Below are 21,590 nucleotides of genomic sequence, written 5' to 3' on the forward strand. Positions count from 1 at the left end.
GCATGAATCAAGAAACCGTACTCAGTCCAAGTAAAACGAAACAGCGTCCGAATTGGTTCAAATTCGATGCGCGCGCGTATACGATGATTGGAGCATTAATATCCATATGGATATTGTTTTCTCTGCTGCATGACCGATTTTTGTCGCCGACGAATATTTCTAACTTATTTTTGCAAATGTCGGTAACGTCCATTTTGGCGATTGGAATGGTGCTTGTCATTGTTGCGGGTCAAATTGACTTGTCGGTTGGATCGCTGGTCGGTTTGACGGGCGGGATCGCTGCGATTCTTAATGTCTGGTACGAGTGGAATACGATACCGGTTATTCTGGCTACGCTGGCCATTGGCGCTGCTATCGGATTCATACAGGGGTGGATTATTGCTTACCGGGCGGTGCCGGCTTTTATCGTTACCTTAGGCGGCATGCTTATCTTCCGCGGCATTTTGTTCGGAACGACCGGCAGCGTTACGATCGCGCCGCTTACGCCTTCCATGAAAGCGATCGGACAATCGTATGTAGGGGACCTCATCGGATGGATTTTCGGTATTGCGGCTTTGGCGGTTGCGGGGTATATGGTTATGCGCAAGCGGGCGGCAAGGGTAAAATTCGGGTTCGACGTTGAGCCGTTTGCGGTAAGCATTCTTCGTTTAGGCGTTATTGGCGCCCTTGTCATCGGCTTTGTTTATTTAATGAACAGTTATAAGGGAATCCCGGTACCTTTCGTTATGGTCATTGTTCTTTCACTCATTTTTACCTTCATTGCGAAAAATACGACGTTTGGCCGCCAGGTCTACGCGATTGGCGGCAATGCGGAAGCGGCGCGTTTATCTGGAATAAACATTAAACGGCGTATCCTGCTAGTGTTCGTGCTATGCAATACATTAGCGGCGATTGCCGCGCTCGTACTAACGGCGCGATTGAATGCGGCAACGATGAGTGCCGGTCAAAACTATGAGCTTGACGCTATCGCAGCGTGTGTAATTGGCGGCACGAGCTTGATGGGGGGCACCGGCACTATTGCGGGAGCCATTATCGGTGCGCTCGTTATGGCTAGCTTGGATAACGGCATGAGCCTGATGAATCTTGAATCTTTTTGGCAGTATATCGTTAAGGGTGGTATCCTGATCCTTGCTGTTTACGTCGATATTTATACACGGCAGCGGAAGAAGGTCTAGCTTGAGGGTGAAATAGAGACAAAGAGTGATAAAGAGCGCGGGGCTGCAGGATACAGCTCCGCGCTTTTTCGTGTTACTGCTTTATTCCGGTTTCTTGCTGCGGTACTGCATCCGAAACGCTTTTGGCTTGGTATTCGCGTGCTTGGTAAAGCACCGGACGAAATAGGGAAAGGAGCCAAAGCCCGTGTCTTCAGCTATTTTGCCAACCGGCTCATCCGTATGGATGAGAAGACGCTTGGCCTGTTCGATCCGATGGCTTGTTAAATATTCGAGGGGAGTGCAGCCGAACGTTTTTTTCATGCAAATGGCAATATAGTTGGGGTGAAAATGGAGCTCCTCCGCCATCTGCTTATATTTGAGCGGGTCTTGATAATGCCGGCGCAGGTACAAAGCTGCGGCTTCGGCAATTTGCAGCTGCGGACTGTCGGAAGCGGCACCGCTTTCCTCCTGAAGCTGCTGAAGCAGCTCGTGAAAAAGCTGCTGCTGCTTCCAGCGCGAATGAGCGGAGGGCTGCTCGCGCAGCCGGTGCAGCTCACGCATTTGGGCCTCAATGGCTTGCGGCGATTGCAGGGACCGGTGCCTTGGAAGATGAAACGGAAAATAATCAATATGAGCATAGGGCTGACTCTGTCTTGCTAATGCAAAAGGAAGTTTCTCTTGCGATTCGCTCCATTCTCCAACAGTCTGAAAGTGAAGCCAGTAAAAATGGGTTTCCTCGCTGCACGGCATCGTTGATCGGTGGGACCGGTCGGGACGCAAAATCGCGAATTGACCGGCCGAAATATGGAGCGGTATTTCTTCCTCCTCCATATATAAACAGCCCCTAGTGACGAATATGAGATCGAAGACACCGATGCGGGAACGATCGGCATGCTTACCTTGAACAGGGTAGGTATCTTCGCCCCCATCAATGTAATGAGGCATAGGCGGACAAATGAATTGGAACATTCCCCTTCGCTCCTTGCTGCAAACTATTGGAATAATCATAAGCGATTACGGTTTTATGCGCAAAGCTATCGATGAAGTTTGATATTGTGATTAGATAAAAAGTAGTTGGGATTAGCTATCCAAGAAAGCCCTTTCCGCATGTTATAGTCGGGTAGTAAACATTTCGGCAAAGGGAGTGAAGAAGGAAGCATGAGTAAATTACACGAAGCATTTAAAGCGCTGCCGTTAGGGAGCATTAAGGCTGAAGGCTGGCTGTACAATCAGCTTCGGATACAAGCAGACGGATTAACAGGCCATTTGGAGGAGCACTGGGAAGACGTGGGGCCTAATAATGGCTGGATCGGCGGAAATGGCGAGAGCTGGGAGCGCGGACCTTATTATGTGGACGGGCTGCTGCCGTTAGCCTATATACTGGGTGATGAGAAGCTTATTGCCAAAGCGAACCGATGGGTAGAGTGGTCGCTCGCAAGCCAACAGGAAAACGGTTCATTTGGTCCGGCTCGCATCGAAACGGTAAACAATGACGTCGATAAGCAGCATGACTGGTGGCATTTCATGATTATGCTGAAGGTGATGATGCAGTTTGAAGAGGCGACAGGAGACGAACGGATTGTCCCGTTTCTGAGCAAGTTCCTTGGATATGTACGCGCTACAATTGAAGAAATACCGCTGCGCGGGTGGGCGGAGTCGCGCGGATCAGAAATGCTGCTATGTATTCTGTGGGTGTACAAAAAAACGGGTGACAATGAACTGCTGAAGCTGGCCGACATCGTTGCGGGCCAAACATTAGATTGGACGGATATCTTTCATGATTTCCCTTTCTGGCGTAAGGTTGAACAATGGGATTGGCGGACTCATGTCGTCAATGTGGCAATGGGAATCAAAACGCCCGGCATACTTTATGAATTATTCGGAGAAGAGCTTCAGCGCGATGCGGTCCATCGCGGAATCGACAGCCTGACGACTTATCACGGGCAGGCGCATGGCATGTTCTCCGGCGATGAATGGTTATCAGGCACGCATCCGAGCCAAGGCGTCGAGCTTTGCGCTGTGGTGGAGTACATGTATTCGATGGAACAGCTGACCCGGATTTTTGGCGAAGGGCGTTTCGGTGATATTTTGGAAAAGGTGGCATTCAATGCGCTGCCGGCAACGATATCCAAGGACTGGACCTCTCATCAATATGATCAGCAGGTGAACCAAATGATGTGCAACGTAGCACCAAGAAATTGGAGTAACGGCGCAGACGCGAATTTGTTTGGCTTAGAGCCTAACTTTGGCTGCTGTACGGCAAATATGCATCAAGGCTGGCCGAAGCTGGTTTCACATCTATGGATGACGGATGCAAGCGGCGGCCTGGCTGCTGTATCTTATGCGCCTTGCCATGTAAAAACGTATGTTGCTGGCGGGGAAGCAATCGAGGTTCACGTAAGCGGTGAGTATCCGTTCCGGGATTCGGTTGCGATTGAGCTTAGCTTGGATCGGGCTGCGACGTTTGGCATTTCACTGCGTGTGCCGGAGTGGTGTACGGAGCCTAGCTTGCATGTAAACGGCGAACGGGTCGTGCTGGAGCCGGTTAAAGGATATGCCAAAATTGAGCGCGAATGGAATAGCGGCGATAAGCTGCTGCTCCAGCTGCCGATGGAGGTTCGGACCGTTTCCCGCAATCTATACGCGATAAGCGTTGAACGCGGACCGCTTGTGTATGCTTTGCCAATCGCGGAAAATTGGCAGCTGCTGCGTGAGCGCGAAAGGTTCCATGATTGGGAGGTTTATCCGGCCTCTGCATGGAAATACGGTTTGCTGGCCGATACGGACTTCGAGGTTACCGTGAGCAGCGAAGCCATTCCTTATCAGCCCTTCGTTGCTTCCGCCGCACCGGTTCGCCTGAAAGCGAAAGGCAAGCTGGTGAGCGACTGGCGAATGGAAGGCAATAATGCAGGAACGCCGCCGCTCAACCCGAATACAGAGGGGCAGCCTACGAAGGAGCTTGAGCTGGTCCCTTACGGAAGCGCAAAGCTGCGCATCGGCGAATTCCCGCTGCTTGGACAGCGAAAGCCGGTTACAAGGCATCCTTAAGAAGCCGGCAGCCTTGTATGATTAAAGCAAAAGACTCCATAGAGCCGAAAGGCTGTAAGGAGTCTTTTTTGTAAGGACACTCTATTCTTTTTTAAAGAAGCTATTGAAGATTTCAGCCGTTTTTTTCTGATCAGGCGTTATCGAGAAGAGGACAAAGTTTCCGTTTCGGATAATCTGATAGTTTTGAGCCTGCTCGTATTGGTCCTGCAAATAGGATTCAAACGCTTTTATCACCGTTTCGGCGCGCTTCTCAAAGCCAGCTTTGACATCGTCAAAGTCTTTTTCAGATTTTAGTTGTACGACCGAAAACTCACCGGCTTGGATCATCATCATCGCTTGATAAAAGCTGCCGTCGACCAGCTGTTTTTCCGGTTCGATCCCGTAGATATCCTTAATTTGCTCTCCTTCTACAGGACTTAGCGGTCCTAGACCGGCATCCGTTGTTAATTTAGCGGCAATATCGGCAACCGTAACTTCAGCAGACGGATTCTCTGGGTCCGGCTTACTCGTCGGTTTTGGCGTAGGCGACGGAGTAGCAATCGGGAGCGGTGAAGGCTTTGGCGTTGCTGTCGGCTTCACGCTTGGCTTCACAGAAGGAGCCGCTGTGGCAGGCTTCTTGGTCGGTTTTGCGGTAGGCGACGGCTTTGGCGAAGCTGCCGGTTTTTTAGTCGGCTTTGCAGTCGCTTCCGGTTTCTTGTTCGTTTCATCTGACGTATTATCAGTGGCAGCCGGCTTTTCCGTGGGGGCGGCTGCCGTCGGGAGAGGTGAGGCTGTTGGCTCTTCTGTCGGAGCCGGCGTAACGGCAGCTTCAGGTTCCTCGGTAGATGCTGTCTCTTGCGGCTCATCCGTTTCACCAGCTGCATTAGATATGTTCGCTGAGCTATCGCTATTTTTCGGTTGATGGCTTGCATTGCTGCAGCTAGCCGTCATTACCGCAATGGCAACAGTCAATAATGCAATGGATAAAAATTTAGTTTTAAGCGTGAGCATTCCATTAGCCCCTTTAGACATCGTTGTTAAGTATAGACGCTAGTTTGGGAGGTAAAGTTGCTATTTTCGCGTCTGTGATGGCGTCATCCCTTTATATTGCTTATACAGCTTTGTAAAATAATTCGGATTCTCGCAGCCGACCATTGCCGCGATTTCGGTTATCGTATCGTTGCTCTCGCGAAGCAGACGCTCTGCCTCATTCATCCGGCTGACATTTACATATTCGACAAAGGTACGTCCTGTCAGCTTTTTGAACAGCTTGCAAAAATGATAGGGATTGAGGCTAACCTGCTTCGCAGCCTGCTCGATCGATATTTTTTCGCAAAAATCAGACTCGATTCGCTGGATGAGCAGCTTAAAGCGGTCACGGTTAACAAAGTAGGGCTCCGCCGGTTTGCCCGCGAGCTGCCGCTCGAGGAAGGTGCGGGACAGCAGCGTAAACAAAGCATGCAGCTTTGACTTTACGACAAGCTGATACGCGGGAGGTTTTGCTGCAAGCTCAGCAATCGCTTCATCAAGCAATGCGAAATAGCGCTGGCAGGTTTCTTCCTGATCCGCTGGCTTGACGGGAAAATGAAGACGGCCTTCCAAATAGGGAGCTACATATTGCGCATGCACAGGATCATGGACCCAGTCATTGAAGAGGGAAGCATTCAGGACGACGCAATCATAATAGATATGCCCGTAGCCAAGGGAGTAGCCGACATGCAGGCCGCCGCCGGGGATGATGATCACATCCCCTTCATTGGCAATATACGGCCGGCTGTCGATATGAAACAAGGCGCTGCCTTGCCGCATGAAGATGATTTCAAAGTGCTCATGCCAATGGAGATAAAGGATGCAGTCATTCGGCTTGACATCGTCACAGTGATTTTGAAATAACTGAATAGGATAGGTTTTATGCTCCAGACGGGTGTTTTCCCGCAGTTCCTTCGGATAAGACATCTTCCGTTCACCACCACAAGATTAGACTAGTATTGCGCAAGATTGTATAGAGTAATCTGCAAAGCTCCTAGCTATAATGAAGTTGTTACGAATACTATAAGCCAATATTGGAGTGATATACAAGGATGGAAAACAAATTGCGAATTGGAACACTAGTAGGCGGGGGAAACGCGGACCATGTCATTCCGCAAATTGTAAAGCATGGCTTCGAATCATTTAACTTAACGTTCTGGCAAACGACCGGCAAGACAGATTTGGTTGAAATGGCGAAGCGGGTGAGAGCGCTTGCGGATGAGCATGATTTTGTTGTTCCGGCTGTAAGCGTATTCGGTAATCCGTTGACGGGCGCGGGCGATAATGCCGATACGCTGGCAAGTTGGGAGCGTCTTATCGATCATGCCCATTTATTCGGAGCTGATATTGTATCCGGTTTCACGGGCCGCATAACAAACCAGCCGATCGATGAATCGATTCCGAAGTTTAAGGAAGTGTTCGGCGAGTTGACGCGCAGAGCAGCGGACAAAGGCGTGCGGATTGCTTTTGAAAATTGCGATATGGGCGGCACATGGCAAACAGGCGATTGGAACATTGCGCATAACCCGACGGCTTGGGAGCTTATGTTTAACGCCGTGCCGGAAGACAATATTGGCTTGGAATGGGAACCTTGCCATCAGATGGTGAGCTTAATTGATCCCATTCCGCAGCTTCGCAAATGGGTAAATAAAGTATTCCACGTGCATGGCAAGGATGCAACCATTGCATGGGACATTGTCAAAGAGCATGGTGTACATGGTAAGCAGCAATTTGTATGGCACCGTACACCGGGCTTTGGCGATACGAACTGGACCGATGTGATTTCGATTTTGAGACAAAATGGCTATAAAGGCACAATCGATATTGAAGGCTGGCATGATCCCGTCTATAAGGGTGAGCTGGAAATGACCGGACAGGTGCATGCATTAAACTATTTGAAGCACTGCCGCGGCGGAGATTTTGTTCCAAATCCGGTCTAATAAATCAAAATGAATGCGAGGAGAGATGAAGATGACAATAAAGCATCGGGTAGTCGTCGCCGGCTGCGGCGGCATGGCAAATACATGGGTAGATTACGCGAAACAAAGAGCGGACATTGAAATCGTCGGCCTTGTTGATATTAAAGAGGAATTCGCACAGGCAATGGCTGACCGTCAAGGGCTTGCATGTCCGATCTTTACGGATATTAAGCAAGCGATTGCGGAGACAGGTGCCACTGTGGTATTTGATGTTACGATTCCTGCAAGTCACTATTCGATTAGCAAAGCTGCTTTAGAGGCTGGCTGCCATTTATTTGGGGAGAAGCCGCTCGCCGAAACGATGAATGATTGCAACGAAATCGTTCAGCTGTCAAATGAGCTGGGGAGGACGCATGCGGTTATGCAAAACCGCAGGTTCGATCCGCGGATTCGCGCCTTCCGCCAATTGCTTACGGAGGGGGTAATCGGCAAACCAGGCTTTGTTGGCGCTGATTTCTTTCTAGGCGCCCATTTCGGCGGCTTCCGCGATGCGATGGACAGTCCGCTGCTGCTCGACATGTCGATTCATACGTTTGACCAAGCGAGATTTATTGTGGGAGCAAATCCGGTATCGGTTTACTGCCATGAGTATAATCCTCCCGGCTCATGGTACGAAGGTAACGCAATGGCGATCTGCATCTTTGAAATGTCTGACGGCTCCGTGTTTAATTACCGCGGATCATGGTGCGCGGAAGGCGTAACGACCTCATGGGAGGCGTCATGGCGGGTAACAGGCGAACATGGTACTGCGATTTGGGACGGGCATGGAAATCCTTATGCGGAGATTGTAGCTGCCGGTGATCAGACCGGAAAGTTTATCAGAGACTATGAGAGAGTGGAAACGCAGCTCCCTAACATGGTGAACACCGGGCATAAAGGCTGTTTGGACGATATGTTTGCTTCGCTAACGGAAGGCCGTAAGCCTGAAACCGACTGCAGCGACAATATTTATAGTATGGCAATGGTGCTGGCATCGGTGGAGAGCGCAAAAACCGGCCGTAAGGTTCAGATTGCCGACTTCATGGAGGCAGCGGCTGCGAGGTAACGGCAGCTGCAGAGAGAGTTGTTTTAAAATAGGATTAGCAGAGGGTATCTCCAAAGCGGCAAAGCCGCAGGGGATACTTTTTTTTTGGAGAGTTAAAAGTTTTTCAATACTAACTAAATGCGTAATCTACTCTCAATAACTGCCGCCATCCTGTAATTTCCATCTGATTTTTTCTCTGATTGTTAGGGTTTTTCCAAAAATTATGACATGGTACAATCATCCCTGTATCCTGTTTATGATAACGCTTTCATGAAAGGAGTGGAGCTCCAACCTGTTCGACATGCACGGCATTTTGTTTCGGAACCAAAACCTAGAGGAGGTAAGTTTATTATATGCATTCATCCAAAAAGCTCATTAGCATCATCATGTCGGTAACGCTTTTGTTAGCTATGATCCTTCCATCCGCGAGCGCTGCCTCGCAGGAACGGCCCGCGACCGCCATTCCGAAGAGCAAGATTCAATCTTACGTCGAAGCAATGCAGCCTGGCTGGAATCTCGGCAATACGTTTGACGCGACAGGAGTCGACGAGACGTCCTGGGGCAATCCGCGCGTGACGAAGCAGCTCATTAAGCATATCGCTTCACAAGGCTACAAGAGCATTCGCATTCCGATAACTTGGGATCACCGGATGGGCGAGGCTCCAGACTACACGATCGATCCGGCATTCCTGGACCGGGTTGAAGAGGTCGTTGACTGGTCTCTTGACGCCGGCTTGTACGTCATGATCAACCTGCACCACGACTCTTGGCTGTGGGTTAACCGTATGGGCAGCGAACATGATGTTGTTCTAGCCCGATATAATGCAGCATGGACGCAAATCGCCGAAAGGTTCAAAAACGAATCGAAGAAGCTTTCGTTCGAAAGCATCAACGAACCTCGCTTCTCTGACGGCTGGGGTGGAAACGGCGAAGCTAACTTCGCGATGCTGCATGAATTGAATGCATCCTTCCATGAGATTGTACGTGCTTCCGGCGGCAACAACTCCGAGCGCCCGCTCGTACTGCCGACGCTTGAGACGAACGCGAACCAGGATCGGCTCGACGCGCTGGTAGATACGTTTGCCGAACTGAACGACCCGAACCTGATTGCCACCGTTCACTATTATGGATTTTGGCCATTCAGCGTCAACATCGCCGGCTTCACCCGCTTCAATGAAGAAACCAAGAATGACATCGTTCAAACATTCGACCGCGTCTATAATACATTAGTGGCTAAGGGCATCCCCGTTATTCTGGGTGAATACGGATTGCTCGGCTTCGACAAAAACACGGGTACGATCGAACAAGGCGAGAAGCTTAAATTTTTCGAGTACTTGCTTCATTACATCCAAGAAAGAGGCATTACTCATATGCTGTGGGATAATGGACAACATCTCAACCGCAGCCAGCTGAAATGGAACGATCCGCAGCTGCACGGCATGCTTAAAGCGAGTTGGAAGGGCCGCTCGGCAACGGCGGAAACCGATTTGATTTATTTGGCCAAGGGCGAGAAAACGCAGGATGCCGTCATTCGGCTCGAATTAAACGGTAATCGCCTGACGGCTCTTCGCCATAATGGCAAGACGCTGCGCACAGGCACGGACTATTCCATAGCTGGCGATATCCTGACAGTGAAGGCAAGCTTACTCTCCAAGCTGACAGCATCAGGCGCATACGGCGAGAACGCGGAGCTTACAGCTGACTTCAACAAGGGCGAGGACTGGACGTTTGATGTAATCGTTTATTCTACGCCAGTGCTGCAGAATGCAGCCGGAACGACAAACGAATTCTCGATCCCGACAGCGTTCAACGGCGACCGGCTTGCTACGATGGAAGCTGTTTACGCTGCAGGAGGCAACGCGGGTCCGCAGAACTGGACATCCTTCAAGGAATTTGCGTATGCTTTCTCGCCGTCGTACGACACGAATGAGATTAAGCTCACGCAAAACTTCTTCAACGAAGTGAATGACGGCGAAGTTGTGCTGACCTTCCACTTTTGGAGCGGAAAAATCGTCGAATATAAGATTACGAAGACGGGAACGACCATCGTCGGAACCGTCGCCGAATAATGAATGGAAGCCAACCGATTGTTCGGTTGGCTTCTTCACAATTTAGGTAGAAATTCCCTTTTGGTCCATGAAGATTTTCTGTATCCTTATAGAAACCCTTCATGGAGGAGATGAATTTATGAACAAACGAATCGGAATTATCGGCAGCGGTACCGCGGGACTTCAGCTTGCCTATTCCTTGAAAAATGACTTTGACGTAACACTGCTTCATTATGAGGAAGCGGATGATATTCGCCGTGAAAAAATTAGATCGACCCAAGTTCATTTTCGTCCGACACTAGATCGGGAGCATCGTTTTCATGTGCCGGAAACGGATGCAGCCCCTTCCATTAAAACGATCCACTTCAACATGGGCCAGCAAAAGTTGTTTGTGGGGAGACTGACGGGAGCGGCAACGTCCATCGATCAGCGCATGGCTTATTCCAACGCGATGGAAGATCTGGCGGAGCAAGGCGTGAGCTTGCGCAAAGCCCGCGTATCCCAGAATGAGGTTAAGGATTTGGCTGAATCTTATGATCTATTAATCGACGCCACCGGGAAATCGGGTCCGCTGCTGCCCTTCCCAGTTGAAGCTGAGCTTACGCCATTCGATGCGCCGCAGCGCAAATGCATCGTTGGTTATTTTACAGGGGTAGCACCTGTTGAGCCAGTGGGGATCTCGATCACGGTACTTCCCGGAGTCGGTGAAATGTTTGAAATTCCCGCATTAACCGAACAGGGAGCGGTTACCATTTTATTCATAGAGGCGCTGCCTGAAGGCATGTTGGATGCTTTTAAAGGGGTGAAGAGCGCTCATGATTTTGAGGAACGGATGAAGAGCATGCTGCAGGAAAATTTTCCGGAGATTTACGGTCGTGTTGATCTGGACCATTTCGCACTTGTGGATAAAGCGGCTTATCTCCAGACAGCGATTACCCCGGTTATTCGCCGGCCTTATTTGATGCTGAACGGTACTTTGGTGCTGGGATGCGGTGACAGTGTCTTCCTGGCGGATCCAATTACGGGCCAAGGCTGCAATACGGCCTCCTATTGTGCGGAGCAATTATATGAGTCTCTTACGGCACACAAGGAATCCCCTTGGGATGAAAAAGTTGGAATCGACTATTGGAAACGTACCCGCCCCTATTTGACGGCCGTGACGGAATGGACGAATGCCATGACCGGGCCAATGCCTGAACACATTGTTCAAATGCTTATACAGGCAGCAACGGACCAGCAGATTGCCGATAAAGTAGCCCATTGGTTCGAAAAACCGTCGAAAGCTTATGAAGCATTCTTTCAACAAACGTATTAAAGCAATCCCATGTCGGATAAAGCATAGAAAAAGATCATCCGATCGGGTGATCTTTTTCATATTTCTCTTGCTAAACTTGCGAGAGCCTCATCTATATTAATGGGAATTTGCGATCAGTTTTCATTTTGAATTATATAGAACAAAATAGAATAACTGAAAAGTAGACACTTTTAGTTTACCTGATTACCTAAAGGTTACTGTTGCGATCCTATGGATCTCAAATTTAATAATCCAGTTTAATCGAAGGAGATAACTAATGGAGGATCAGTGGAGGATATCGAAATACGATTCGGAATGGGAAAATCTATTTCATGATCTCGCTATAAAATTAAGAGAATCATTAGGAGATTTGGCAAGTCGTATAGATCATGTCGGCTCAACATCGGTTATTGGTTTGGATGCAAAGCCAATTATTGATATTCAAATATCCGTTTTAAATTACGATAACGTTTTAAACTACAAGACTAAGATTGAAGAAGCGGGTTTTGTGCTGCGCAACGAAAATCCGGATAAAACGAAGAGGTATTTTCGAGAATTGCCGGGAAACCGAAGAACCCATATTCACGTTAGGCAGGCTGGCAGTTTTTCAGAACAAATCACTTTGCTGTTTAGAGATTATTTACGGGTACATCCTGCGGATTGTTTGAGGTACGCTCAGGAGAAACACCGGCTAATGGAGCTTTATAAAAATGAACGCCCAAAATATGTGGAAGGAAAAGGGCCGATCGTATGGAATATTATTCAGAAAGCCCATACTTGGTCGCAAGAAGTGGGTTGGCAGCCAAGTAAGTCCAATAGGTAAAGCTTGCTTAAAAAAGATTGAACCGGCTGCCGATTGGCAGCCTTTTTCAAACGGGCAGCGATCAGCAGTTCTTCTTGTAATCGCTGATATTCAGCTGATTCCTATTGTTTTACAACAGCGGCAAGTTAATGGAATGGAGGAGCAAGATGTTTGGTTTATCTAAGCTACCCAAAAACGCGCGCGGCTGTTTGCTGTACGAGCCTTTTTTTCTAATCCCATACAGCATGTTCAGCACGTATGCCACGATTTATATGTTTGAGATGGGGATGGATGAAACGGCGATCGGCTGGATTACGACGCTGACTCTGCTCGTGCAGGTATTCTCATCCTTCATCAGCGGCTATTTAACCGACAAGCTCGGCAGAAAATGGGCGCTGCTTTATTTTGACGTGTTAAGCTGGACGGTGGGTACTCTGTTGTGGGCGGTATCGCAAAATATTTGGTTTTTTATAGCGGCGGCAATCGTGAACGGGTTTCAGAGGGTTCCGCATACCGCGTTTTACTGCTTGCTTGTTGAGGACACCGCGCCAAAGGACCGGACGTACGTTTTCTCGGTTCTTCAGTTTGTTGGCATGCTTGGAGGCTTATTCGCACCGCTGGGAGGGCTGCTGGTCGCCCATTATGGCCTGATTCCCGGTAYGCGGATCATGTATATCCTCGCTTGCATCTGTATGACCATCCAATTTATCGGCCGCCATTTTGCTACCCGGGAAACGGAGATTGGGCTTCGCAAAATGGAGGAAACCCGCAGCGTAGGCTTGATGGCCGGAGTGCGGGAATACAAAGGGGTTATCCGCGAGATGTTAGGGAATGGACCGCTGCTGCTGATTTTCGGGGTCTACATTTTGTTCCAGTTCCAGCTCACGCTCAAAAGTACTTATTTATCGCTCTTTTTTGTCGATCATCTTCATTTGGACAGCGGTCTTGTGTCGATCTTTCCGGCTGTAACCTCCGTGTTCATGCTGCTCTCTATGTGGCTTCTGCTGCCCCGTCTGGGAGATGACAGGATCCATACGATTATGCTATGGGGTTTTTTCATCTCGCTTTTGTCTAATTTGGTGCTGATCATCCCCCTTCCGGGTATGATGTTTTGGCTGATTACCAGTACGATTTTTGCAGCGGTAGGTACGATGATGACTTATCCCTATTTAGAGGCGGCAGTAGCGAACGCGATCGACGATGAGAACCGCGCAAGCGTATTTGCCATGTTATCCGTACTGATTTTGCTTGTCATTTCTCCGTCTGGCATTATTGGGGGATGGGCTTATAAATGGGATCCGGCGATGCCATTTTTGTTGATTGTCCTTTCGTTCGCGGCAAGCATAGCTCTGCTGTTCATGTATAAGAGGAGCGCTCGTGTAACGGAGATGAATTGATTTTGCGGATAAAGATGAGAGGGGGAAAAACTAATTTGGAAATCCGTCGTCTAGGAAATGAAGAAATTGCTGATCTGAATGCACTCATGGTTGACGTGATGTCTCGGCTCCCATCTCAAGAACTTTTTGCGATGGATGATGAGGATTATTTTCACGACTATGTCCTCAAAAATGGCGAAATATATGGAGCATATCTTGCTGGGAAGCTTGTTGCTTATTCCGTTTTGACGTTTCCGAAACAGAGCGAAAATAACCTCGGAAGGGAATTCGGTGTACCCGAAAAAGAATTATCTGGCGTAGGATTTCTGGAGGCAACCGTTGTCCATGAATCAGCTCGCGGTCTGGGTTTACAACGGCATTTCCATCGGCTGCGTGAGAAACGTGCTAGGGAGAACGGCTGCCGTTACCTATATTCAACGGTGCATCCTGACAATCATGCAAGCATAAAAAACTTAGAGTCTGAAGGATTTGCCCTTGCATTTACCCGTCTTATGTACGAAGGGAAACTCAGGCATTGTTATGTAAAACGTTTACTATAATCATGGTACGCCAACAAGGATTTTAGGTACTATAAAGATATTTATCTAAATGACATAAGAAGGAGATCCAAAGGATGCATATTAAAAATGACGTATTGGTGGGTCAGTCCATTCTTCTCCTGCCGATGGTGGAAGATCACAAGTCTGAGTTAGCTGATGCATTAATGTCTCCTGAAATATGGGAATACACTTGGAGAACGATCACTACAGTAAATGAAATAGATCATTTATTAATAAATGCTTTAGAACATAAAAGTAAAGGATCGCAATTGCCATTTACGATTGTTGATCGAGCTGCAGGAAAAATAATCGGTACTACTCGAATCGGCGATATAGATGTATTGAATAAGAATGTTGAAATCGGTTGGACATGGTTATCACCTGATTATTGGAGAACGAGCGTAAATACGGAATGTAAGTATCTGCTGATTAAGTGTTAAAGAAAATCTTCAATATTTATTAACTAGTAAGTATGGGCAAGCTCGTGGTAACAAGGAGTAAGCCCCTCGTTAAAAATTACATAATGAATCAGGCTTGCAGCGGCAGTCAATGGACTTTATTTACGAGTCCGAGACTGCTGCTGTTTTTTTGTGCTGTTCCTTTTCCAAAACCCGTTCATCCTTCTAAATGTCCGAAATGTTAAAAAAAAGACCTATATTTCTAAATACGTACAGGTGCCGTTTTTTCTACAATTGGAGGTGAAACTGGAAAGAGGTGAAGGTCAATGGGCACAGATTACGTGCTGCATATGAGAGGAATAAGTAAATCGTTTCCTGGCGTTAAGGCGCTGTCGAATGTTGATTTTGGACTGAGGAAGGGTGAGATTCATGCCCTAATGGGAGAAAACGGTGCCGGGAAATCTACGTTAATTAAAGTCGCGACCGGCGTACACAAGTGGGATTCAGGAGAGGTGAAACTGGCTGGCAGGCCAATCTCGCCGAAGTCTCCGCTTGAAGCACAGCAGCTTGGGATCAGCACGGTGTATCAAGAGGTTAATTTATGCGCCAATCTAAGCGTTGCGGAAAATATTTTTATCGGACGTCACCCGCGAAAACGGGGATTAATCGATTGGGAGAAGATGTACCAAGAGAGCGAGCGTCTGCTGGAGCGGCTTGACCTTGCCATTGATGTGAAGCAGCCCTTATCGCATTACTCGGTTGCCATTCAGCAAATGGTAGCTATTGCAAGAGCAGTTGATATTTCAAACGGCATTCTTATTTTGGATGAGCCGACCTCAAGCCTTGATGCAAATGAAGTGAAGCAGTTGTTCAAGGTCATGCGCAAACTGAAGCAAGAGGGGATGGGCATCGTATTTGTAACCCATTTTCTCGATCAGGTATATGAGGTGACAGACAGAATAACCGTGCTTCGGAATGGTACGCTCGTTGGTGAGTACGTGACGAAGGATTTGTCCAAAACAGAGCTGGTGTCGCATATGATTGGACGCGAATGGAGCACCGAGGAAGCCGCTGGAAAAAGGGCAGTGGAACGTATTGCCGGCGAAAACTTCCTAAAGGCCAGCTCGCTTGGCAAACGCGGCAGCATCAATCCGATTGATCTTCATATCGGCAAAGGCGAGGTTCTGGGGCTTGCAGGGCTTCTTGGCTCAGGCAGAACCGAAATCGCAAAGCTGATTTTTGGCATCGACAAAGCGGATGAAGGCACACTGACCATTGACGGTGAGCAGATTTCGTCGATGTTCCCTCAGAAGGCAATTCAAAAAGGGCTCGGCTTCACGCCAGAGGATCGTAAGGTTGCCGGGATCGTAGGAGAGCTGACGATTCGCGAGAATATCGTATTAGCGTTGCAAGCGCGCAAGGGACTGTTCTCGTTCATTCCGCTGCGCAAGCAGAAGGAAATCGCGAATAAGTATATCGAGCTGCTCAAGATAAAGACCCCAAGCGCAGAGCAGAAGATTGAAAATCTGAGCGGCGGCAATCAGCAAAAGGTGATTTTGGCGAGATGGCTTGCGACACAGCCAAAGCTGCTCATTCTGGACGAGCCGACGCGCGGCATTGATGTTGGCTCGAAGATGGAGATACGCAAGCTTATTCTCGATTTAGCGGCTACCGGCATTTCCATTCTAATAATTTCCGCAGAGCTCGAGGAAATCGTGCAATGCTGCAATCGAATCGTCGTACTGCGGGACCGCATTAAGATCGGCGAGGTTACGGGTGCGAATATGCGCGAGAATGTCATCATGGAAATGATTGCGAAAGGAGCGGAAATGTATGGCGGGTCTGACGGGATTGGCGCTTAATTTAGGAAAGCAGAAAATCATTTGGCCGATCCTTGCGATCGTTGTTTTATTTTTGTTTAACTTGATAGTCATTCCTGATTTTTTCAGGATGGAATGGAAGGACGGCCATTTATTCGGTAATCTCATCGATATTTTGAAGAACGGTTCACCGCTCATCATCATCGCGATTGGGATGACCTTGGTTATTGCGAAAGAGGGCATCGATATATCGGTCGGTTCGGTGCTAGCCATTTCGGGGGCTATCGCGGTATTTATGCTCGATGGGTATCCGCTCTGGCTTGTTGTTCTGGTTGGTATCGGCGCTGGTTTAATATGCGGTTTATGGAACGGCATGCTGGTGGCTATTCTTGGCATTCAGCCAATGGTTGCTACCTTGATCCTATTGACGATAGGACGCGGGATCGCTCAGCTCATTACGGGAGGGCAAGTATTGACGACGAGTGACAAAGCCTTCCAGTTCATCGGGAAAGGGCATTTGCTTGGTCTACCGTTCCCGCTATTTCTGGCAATGGGCGTGTTTTTAATTGTGTATCTCTTCAAAACGCGTACCGCATTCGGATTGTTTCTCGAGGCGGCAGGCGGCAATAAAACAGCAAGCAGCTATGCGGGTATTCGTCCGAAGGTAATATTTATGACGGCGTATACCATTACCGGAGTTTGTGCCGGGATCGCGGGCATTATTATTAGCGCTAACGTAGCGAGCGCCGATGCGAACAATGCGGGATTGTGGATAGAGCTTGATGCCATTTTGGCAGTCGTAATCGGCGGGACGTCGATGCGCGGCGGACGCTTTTATCTAGGCGGAACGATCGTCGGCGCCTTGTTTATCCAAAGTTTGACGACTACGATTTATTCCCTGGGCGTTGAGCCCTCCAGTATTTTACTCGTAAAGGCCGTTGTTGTCATTATCGTATGTTTGATTCAATCCGACATGTTCAGGCAGTCTTTTAAAATGGCGAAAAAGAAGGTGGCAGCACAATGAAGCAGGTATCTCTAAAAATCAGTCACAACAACATTATCGTTTTGGCGACGCTGCTGCTCTTATTCATTTTGTACGGATCAGGGGCTGCCCTTTACACTGGTTTTTTCTCGATGCAGGTGTTCTTAAATCTTTTTATTGATAATGCCTATTTGATCATCGTTGCAACGGGAATGGCTTTTGTCATTATTAAGGGAGGCATCGATTTATCCGTAGCGTCGGTTGTGGCGCTCATCAGCATGGTTTCCGCCGGGTTGTTCGAGCAGGGAGCGAACGCGTTGGTCGTAACGATCGTTGCGCTGTTAATCGGCACGCTGTTTGGCGCAGGGCAAGGCTATTTGATCCAGCGGTTTCAGCTTCATCCCTGGATTGTAACGCTTGCGGGCATGTTTCTTGCCAGGGGGATCAGCTTTCTGATCAGCACGGAGAGTATCGTCATCAGCAATCCGACCTACGTTAAGCTGTCCCAGTACAAGATTCATTTGTGGGGCGATAACTTTATTACGATTAGTGTCCTCGTTGCTGCAGTTGTGGTCATAGCCGCTATATTGATCGGCCGTTATTCCTCCTTCGGAAGGGCGGTCTACGCCATTGGCGGCAGTGAAAAATCATCGGTATTAATGGGCTTGCCCGTTGCGAAAACAACGATTCTCGTTTATACCTTAAGCGGTTTATTCTCGGCGATCGGCGGCGTTGTGTTCACGCTCTATATGCTGTCCGGTTATTCGCTTCATTTGATGGGAATGGAAATGGATGCGATTGCGGCATGCGTGATCGGCGGTATTTTATTAACAGGCGGCTTCGGTTATATGGTTGGGCCGACACTAGGGGTGCTGTGCACGGGCATCATTCAAACAATTATTATGTTTCAAGGAACGTTAAGCTCCTGGTGGACAAAGATTACTATCGGATTTTTATTATTTCTTTTCATGGCATTTCAACGAATTATTGTGATGAGAAAAGAAAAAAGCGCATTACCTGCTTCCAAAAATAAACCGAAATTTGAAAATAAAGTCGTTAATTTGTAAATACAGACCTATTGTAAAATTTGTATATTAAATGTGTAGCCATTACAAGTTAAAAGGGAGGAAGTAAGGATGAACAGAAAGAAACCGTTTTTCATTACCATGCTTGCTACAATTATGCTGGTAGGTTTAATCGCTGGCTGTGGCAACAATAGCAACAATGGGGGTAACAAACCGGCAAGCGGAAATGCGACAAACGAGCCGAAAACAGAAAATGCGGCTACGGAGGCACCACCTGCAGCCGATAAGAAGCTTGTTGTCGGCTTTGCCCAAATCGGAGCTGAAAGCGGCTGGCGCGATGCGGAAACGGATTCGGTTAAAGCAACATTTGGCGAGGATCCGGGCTTCGAACTAAAGTTTTCTGATGCGCAGCAAAAACAAGAAAACCAAATTAAAGCCATTCGTACCTTCATCGCTCAGAAAGTAGACGCAATCGGACTTGCGCCTGTTGTAGAATCAGGCTGGGAAACGGTTTTGAAGGAAGCGAAGGATGCTAATATTCCGGTATTCTTGCTGGACCGCGGCATTACGAAAGGTAACGAAGATCTGTATGTATCCTTCATCGGCTCTGACTTTATCCTAGAAGGTCAAAATGCTGCAAAATGGATGATCGAGGAATTCGGCGCAGGCGCACAAGTGAACATCGTTCAGCTTGAAGGAACTGTTGGAGCAAGCGCAGCGAATGACCGTAAAAAAGGCTTTGAGGATGCAATCGCTGGCGAAGCCGGTTACAAAATCGTTTATTCCCAAACAGGTGAATTTACCCGTGCCAAAGGCAAAGAGGTTATGGAAGCTTATCTGAAAAAGGATAAAAACATCCAAGTCGTATACGCTCACAATGACGACATGGCACTAGGCGCTATTCAAGCGATTGAAGAAGCAGGCTTGAAACCAGGCACTGATATTAAAATCATCGGCGTAGACGGAATCAAAGCCGCGTTCGAAGCAATTGCAGAAGGAAAAATGAATGTTACAGTTGAATGTAATCCATTGCTCGGACCACAATTGAAGCAAGCGATCCTTGATTACAAAGCGGGCGCAACACTTGAAAAATGGATCAAATCCGATGAGGATGTATATTTTGGCCAAAAAGCAATTGATGCTTTGCCTAATCGCAAATATTAATTTATAAGTTAATGGAAAAGTAAGGTAAAAAACGAAACTACTTAAGAGAAATTTCTCTTTTGTAGTTTCGTTTTTTGGATTAATATATAATATAGAACATTATTTTATAAGGACGGATTAGATGTCTATGCTAAGCGGTTTATTTGCGAATAGAAGTATCCGTTTCAAGCTTTTGTTTTATTTCGTCATCATAACTTTATTTTCAATTTTGGCGCTCAGCTTTTTGGGCAGCACGCTGTATAAGAATGCCATCGAAGAGGAAACGAATGCACACACGGTGCAGATGATGAATCAGGTAAAAAATCATATCGAAGTATACATACAAGAAATGGACAACATTATTTACTACCTGTCGCAGGATGCGTCGGTCATTCAGTTTATGAGGTGGTCCAATACGGATTCGATTCATCTCAATAGCTTGGAAGCCAAGGTTCGTATGCTTCAGGGGGTATATATTGAGAAGCATGTTGAAATCGCAGGAGCGATGATTGTAAGCGGTAACAACCAGTTCGCCAGCAGCGGATTGGAGCAAATAACTAGAGATCCCATGACGGAGGAGCAGTGGTATAAGAAAGCGGTAATTCAACCGGACCATATTCATCTGTACAGCCACCCGATCGGCAGAAATATTAGAGCATCGCAAAATTTAAGCGCCGATCAGGTATTATCGTTCGTTAGAGCCGTGAAGGATCCGGTGACCGGCAAAGTGCTTGGCGTTATTTTGATCGATATGAAGTTAGACATCATTCAGGATATCGTCGAATCCGCTTCGCTTGGCAAGAGCGGCTTTATCTTCATTATGGATGAAAACGGCGGGGTCGTTTATTCACCTGTTAACAAGGTCGTATACCGCATATCAGGAAAATGGATGGAGGGACGCTCGGGCAAAGTTTTCCGCTATATAGATAATCTGGAATACCAGATGATCTATAATACTTTTCCTGAATTCGATTGGCGCATTGTCGGTGTGTTCCCGCTGAAGGAATCACTGCAGGTCGTTGCCGATATTCAATTTTATACGGTTATTATTGCGCTTGTTACCTTGCTTCTTGCCTTTTTGGCTTCCTTATACTTTACGAATTCAATCGTTCGTCCCCTTGGCAAGCTGCGCAGTTTAATGAAAAAAGTGGAAGAGGGCGAGCTGCATTTGCGTTTTCCGAGCAAGACCAAAGATGAAATCGGGCAGCTGGGCAACAGCTTTAATAATATGGTGCAGGAAATTGACAATTTGATTCATCTGGTTTATTTGGAGCAAAAGGAAAAACGCGAGGCCGAGCTGAAAATCTTACAAGCGCAAATTAAGCCTCATTTCCTCTACAATACGCTGGATACGATTCAGTGGATGGCACAGGACCGGGATGCGGACGATATCGTCGATATTGTCGTCGCACTCACTCATTTGTTTCGTATCAGTCTCAGCAAGGGCCGGGAGGTTATTCCGCTCAGCGACGAGATGCAGCATGTCGAGAGCTATCTGATCATTCAAATGGCCAGATATGAGGATAAACTGTCTTATCATATCGATATTCCGAAGGAGCTGGAGTCGCAAAACGTACTTAAAATTATTTTGCAGCCGCTTGTCGAGAATGCGATTTATCATGGCATCAAGGCGAAGCTTGGCGTAGGGAAAATTCAGATTTCAGGCTACAAGGAAGACAATAAGCTTGTGCTCGTTGTTGCGGATGACGGGATCGGCTTCGAGTCCGAACGGTTGGCCCAGATGAATGAATCATTCCATGCCATCAGGCAGAGCAGCGAGGATCGAGGCTATGGCTTATATAACGTAAACGAGAGAATTAAGCTATCGCATGGGTCTGGTTACGGCCTTACGATCGAGAGCGAACGGGGACTGGGATCGAAAATCATTGTTAGACTTCCATTAATGCTTGGATAATTTTGAATGGCGGG

Annotated in this window: 18 protein-coding genes; 15 read left to right on the top strand and 3 right to left on the bottom strand. The window is 47.7% G+C overall.

Going from position 1 to position 21,590, the window contains the following annotated elements; genetic code table 11:
• Positions 1–2 precede the first annotated feature (2 nt).
• Positions 3–1,175, top strand: a complete 1,173-nt coding sequence (locus tag AC1DLI_RS25670; RefSeq protein ID WP_477607395.1) for a sugar ABC transporter permease — start codon at positions 3–5, stop codon at positions 1,173–1,175.
• Positions 1,176–1,256: 81 nt separating this feature from the next.
• On the opposite strand, the gene AC1DLI_RS25675 is transcribed toward AC1DLI_RS25670, so the two are convergent.
• Positions 1,257–2,123, bottom strand: a complete 867-nt coding sequence (locus tag AC1DLI_RS25675; protein ID WP_477607306.1) for a helix-turn-helix transcriptional regulator — start codon at positions 2,121–2,123, stop codon at positions 1,257–1,259.
• Between the two features lie 189 nt (positions 2,124–2,312).
• On the opposite strand from AC1DLI_RS25675, the gene AC1DLI_RS25680 reads away from it, so the two are divergent.
• Positions 2,313–4,202, top strand: a complete 1,890-nt coding sequence (locus AC1DLI_RS25680; RefSeq protein WP_477607307.1) for a beta-L-arabinofuranosidase domain-containing protein — start codon at positions 2,313–2,315, stop codon at positions 4,200–4,202.
• Positions 4,203–4,283: 81 nt separating this feature from the next.
• On the opposite strand, the gene AC1DLI_RS25685 is transcribed toward AC1DLI_RS25680, so the two are convergent.
• Complete coding sequence (locus tag AC1DLI_RS25685; protein ID WP_477607308.1) at positions 4,284–5,192, bottom strand: DUF4358 domain-containing protein; 909 nt, start codon at positions 5,190–5,192, stop codon at positions 4,284–4,286.
• 60 nt (positions 5,193–5,252) lie between these two features.
• On the bottom strand, positions 5,253–6,137 hold the full coding sequence (locus AC1DLI_RS25690) for a helix-turn-helix transcriptional regulator (RefSeq protein WP_477607309.1): 885 nt from the start codon (positions 6,135–6,137) through the stop codon (positions 5,253–5,255).
• Positions 6,138–6,262: 125 nt separating this feature from the next.
• Between AC1DLI_RS25690 and AC1DLI_RS25695 the strand changes: the two genes are divergently transcribed.
• From AC1DLI_RS25695 to AC1DLI_RS25755, 13 genes are all read left to right on the top strand, one after another.
• Complete coding sequence (locus AC1DLI_RS25695) at positions 6,263–7,150, top strand: sugar phosphate isomerase/epimerase family protein (protein ID WP_477607310.1); 888 nt, start codon at positions 6,263–6,265, stop codon at positions 7,148–7,150.
• Between the two features lie 31 nt (positions 7,151–7,181).
• Positions 7,182–8,234 carry a Gfo/Idh/MocA family protein gene (locus tag AC1DLI_RS25700; RefSeq protein WP_477607311.1) on the top strand — a complete coding sequence of 351 codons (1,053 nt, stop codon included), beginning with the start codon at positions 7,182–7,184 and terminating at the stop codon, positions 8,232–8,234.
• 332 nt (positions 8,235–8,566) lie between these two features.
• On the top strand, positions 8,567–10,282 hold the full coding sequence (locus AC1DLI_RS25705) for a cellulase family glycosylhydrolase (RefSeq protein ID WP_477607312.1): 1,716 nt from the start codon (positions 8,567–8,569) through the stop codon (positions 10,280–10,282).
• Positions 10,283–10,400: 118 nt separating this feature from the next.
• Positions 10,401–11,576, top strand: a complete 1,176-nt coding sequence (locus tag AC1DLI_RS25710) for a styrene monooxygenase/indole monooxygenase family protein (protein WP_477607313.1) — start codon at positions 10,401–10,403, stop codon at positions 11,574–11,576.
• 256 nt (positions 11,577–11,832) lie between these two features.
• Positions 11,833–12,378, top strand: coding sequence for a GrpB family protein (locus AC1DLI_RS25715; RefSeq protein WP_477607314.1), 546 nt, complete (start codon positions 11,833–11,835; stop codon positions 12,376–12,378).
• 146 nt (positions 12,379–12,524) lie between these two features.
• Positions 12,525–13,754: an MFS transporter gene (locus tag AC1DLI_RS25720; protein ID WP_477607315.1), complete on the top strand. Its 1,230-nt coding sequence runs from the start codon at positions 12,525–12,527 to the stop codon at positions 13,752–13,754.
• A gap of 35 nt (positions 13,755–13,789) precedes the next feature.
• Positions 13,790–14,293 (top strand): GNAT family N-acetyltransferase, encoded by a 504-nt coding sequence (locus tag AC1DLI_RS25725; protein WP_477607316.1) that lies wholly within the window; start codon positions 13,790–13,792, stop codon positions 14,291–14,293.
• Between the two features lie 74 nt (positions 14,294–14,367).
• Positions 14,368–14,733 (top strand): GNAT family N-acetyltransferase, encoded by a 366-nt coding sequence (locus tag AC1DLI_RS25730; RefSeq protein ID WP_477607317.1) that lies wholly within the window; start codon positions 14,368–14,370, stop codon positions 14,731–14,733.
• Between the two features lie 284 nt (positions 14,734–15,017).
• A complete protein-coding gene (locus AC1DLI_RS25735) occupies positions 15,018–16,553 on the top strand; it encodes a sugar ABC transporter ATP-binding protein (RefSeq protein ID WP_477607318.1) in 1,536 nt (511 codons plus the stop codon).
• The gene (locus tag AC1DLI_RS25740) at positions 16,525–17,535 is read left to right on the top strand and encodes an ABC transporter permease (protein ID WP_477607319.1); all 1,011 of its coding nucleotides are present in this window, start codon (positions 16,525–16,527) and stop codon (positions 17,533–17,535) included. The genes AC1DLI_RS25735 and AC1DLI_RS25740 overlap by 29 nt, the downstream gene beginning before the upstream one ends.
• Positions 17,532–18,560, top strand: coding sequence for a galactofuranose ABC transporter, permease protein YjfF (yjfF, locus tag AC1DLI_RS25745; protein ID WP_477607320.1), 1,029 nt, complete (start codon positions 17,532–17,534; stop codon positions 18,558–18,560). The genes AC1DLI_RS25740 and yjfF overlap by 4 nt, the downstream gene beginning before the upstream one ends.
• Before the next feature lie 69 nt (positions 18,561–18,629).
• Positions 18,630–19,682: an ABC transporter substrate-binding protein gene (locus tag AC1DLI_RS25750; RefSeq protein ID WP_477607321.1), complete on the top strand. Its 1,053-nt coding sequence runs from the start codon at positions 18,630–18,632 to the stop codon at positions 19,680–19,682.
• A gap of 121 nt (positions 19,683–19,803) precedes the next feature.
• A complete protein-coding gene (locus AC1DLI_RS25755; RefSeq protein ID WP_477607322.1) occupies positions 19,804–21,576 on the top strand; it encodes a cache domain-containing sensor histidine kinase in 1,773 nt (590 codons plus the stop codon).
• The last annotated feature ends 14 nt before the right edge of the window (positions 21,577–21,590 follow it).

The organism is Paenibacillus sp. 01T443, from assembly GCF_056398325.1.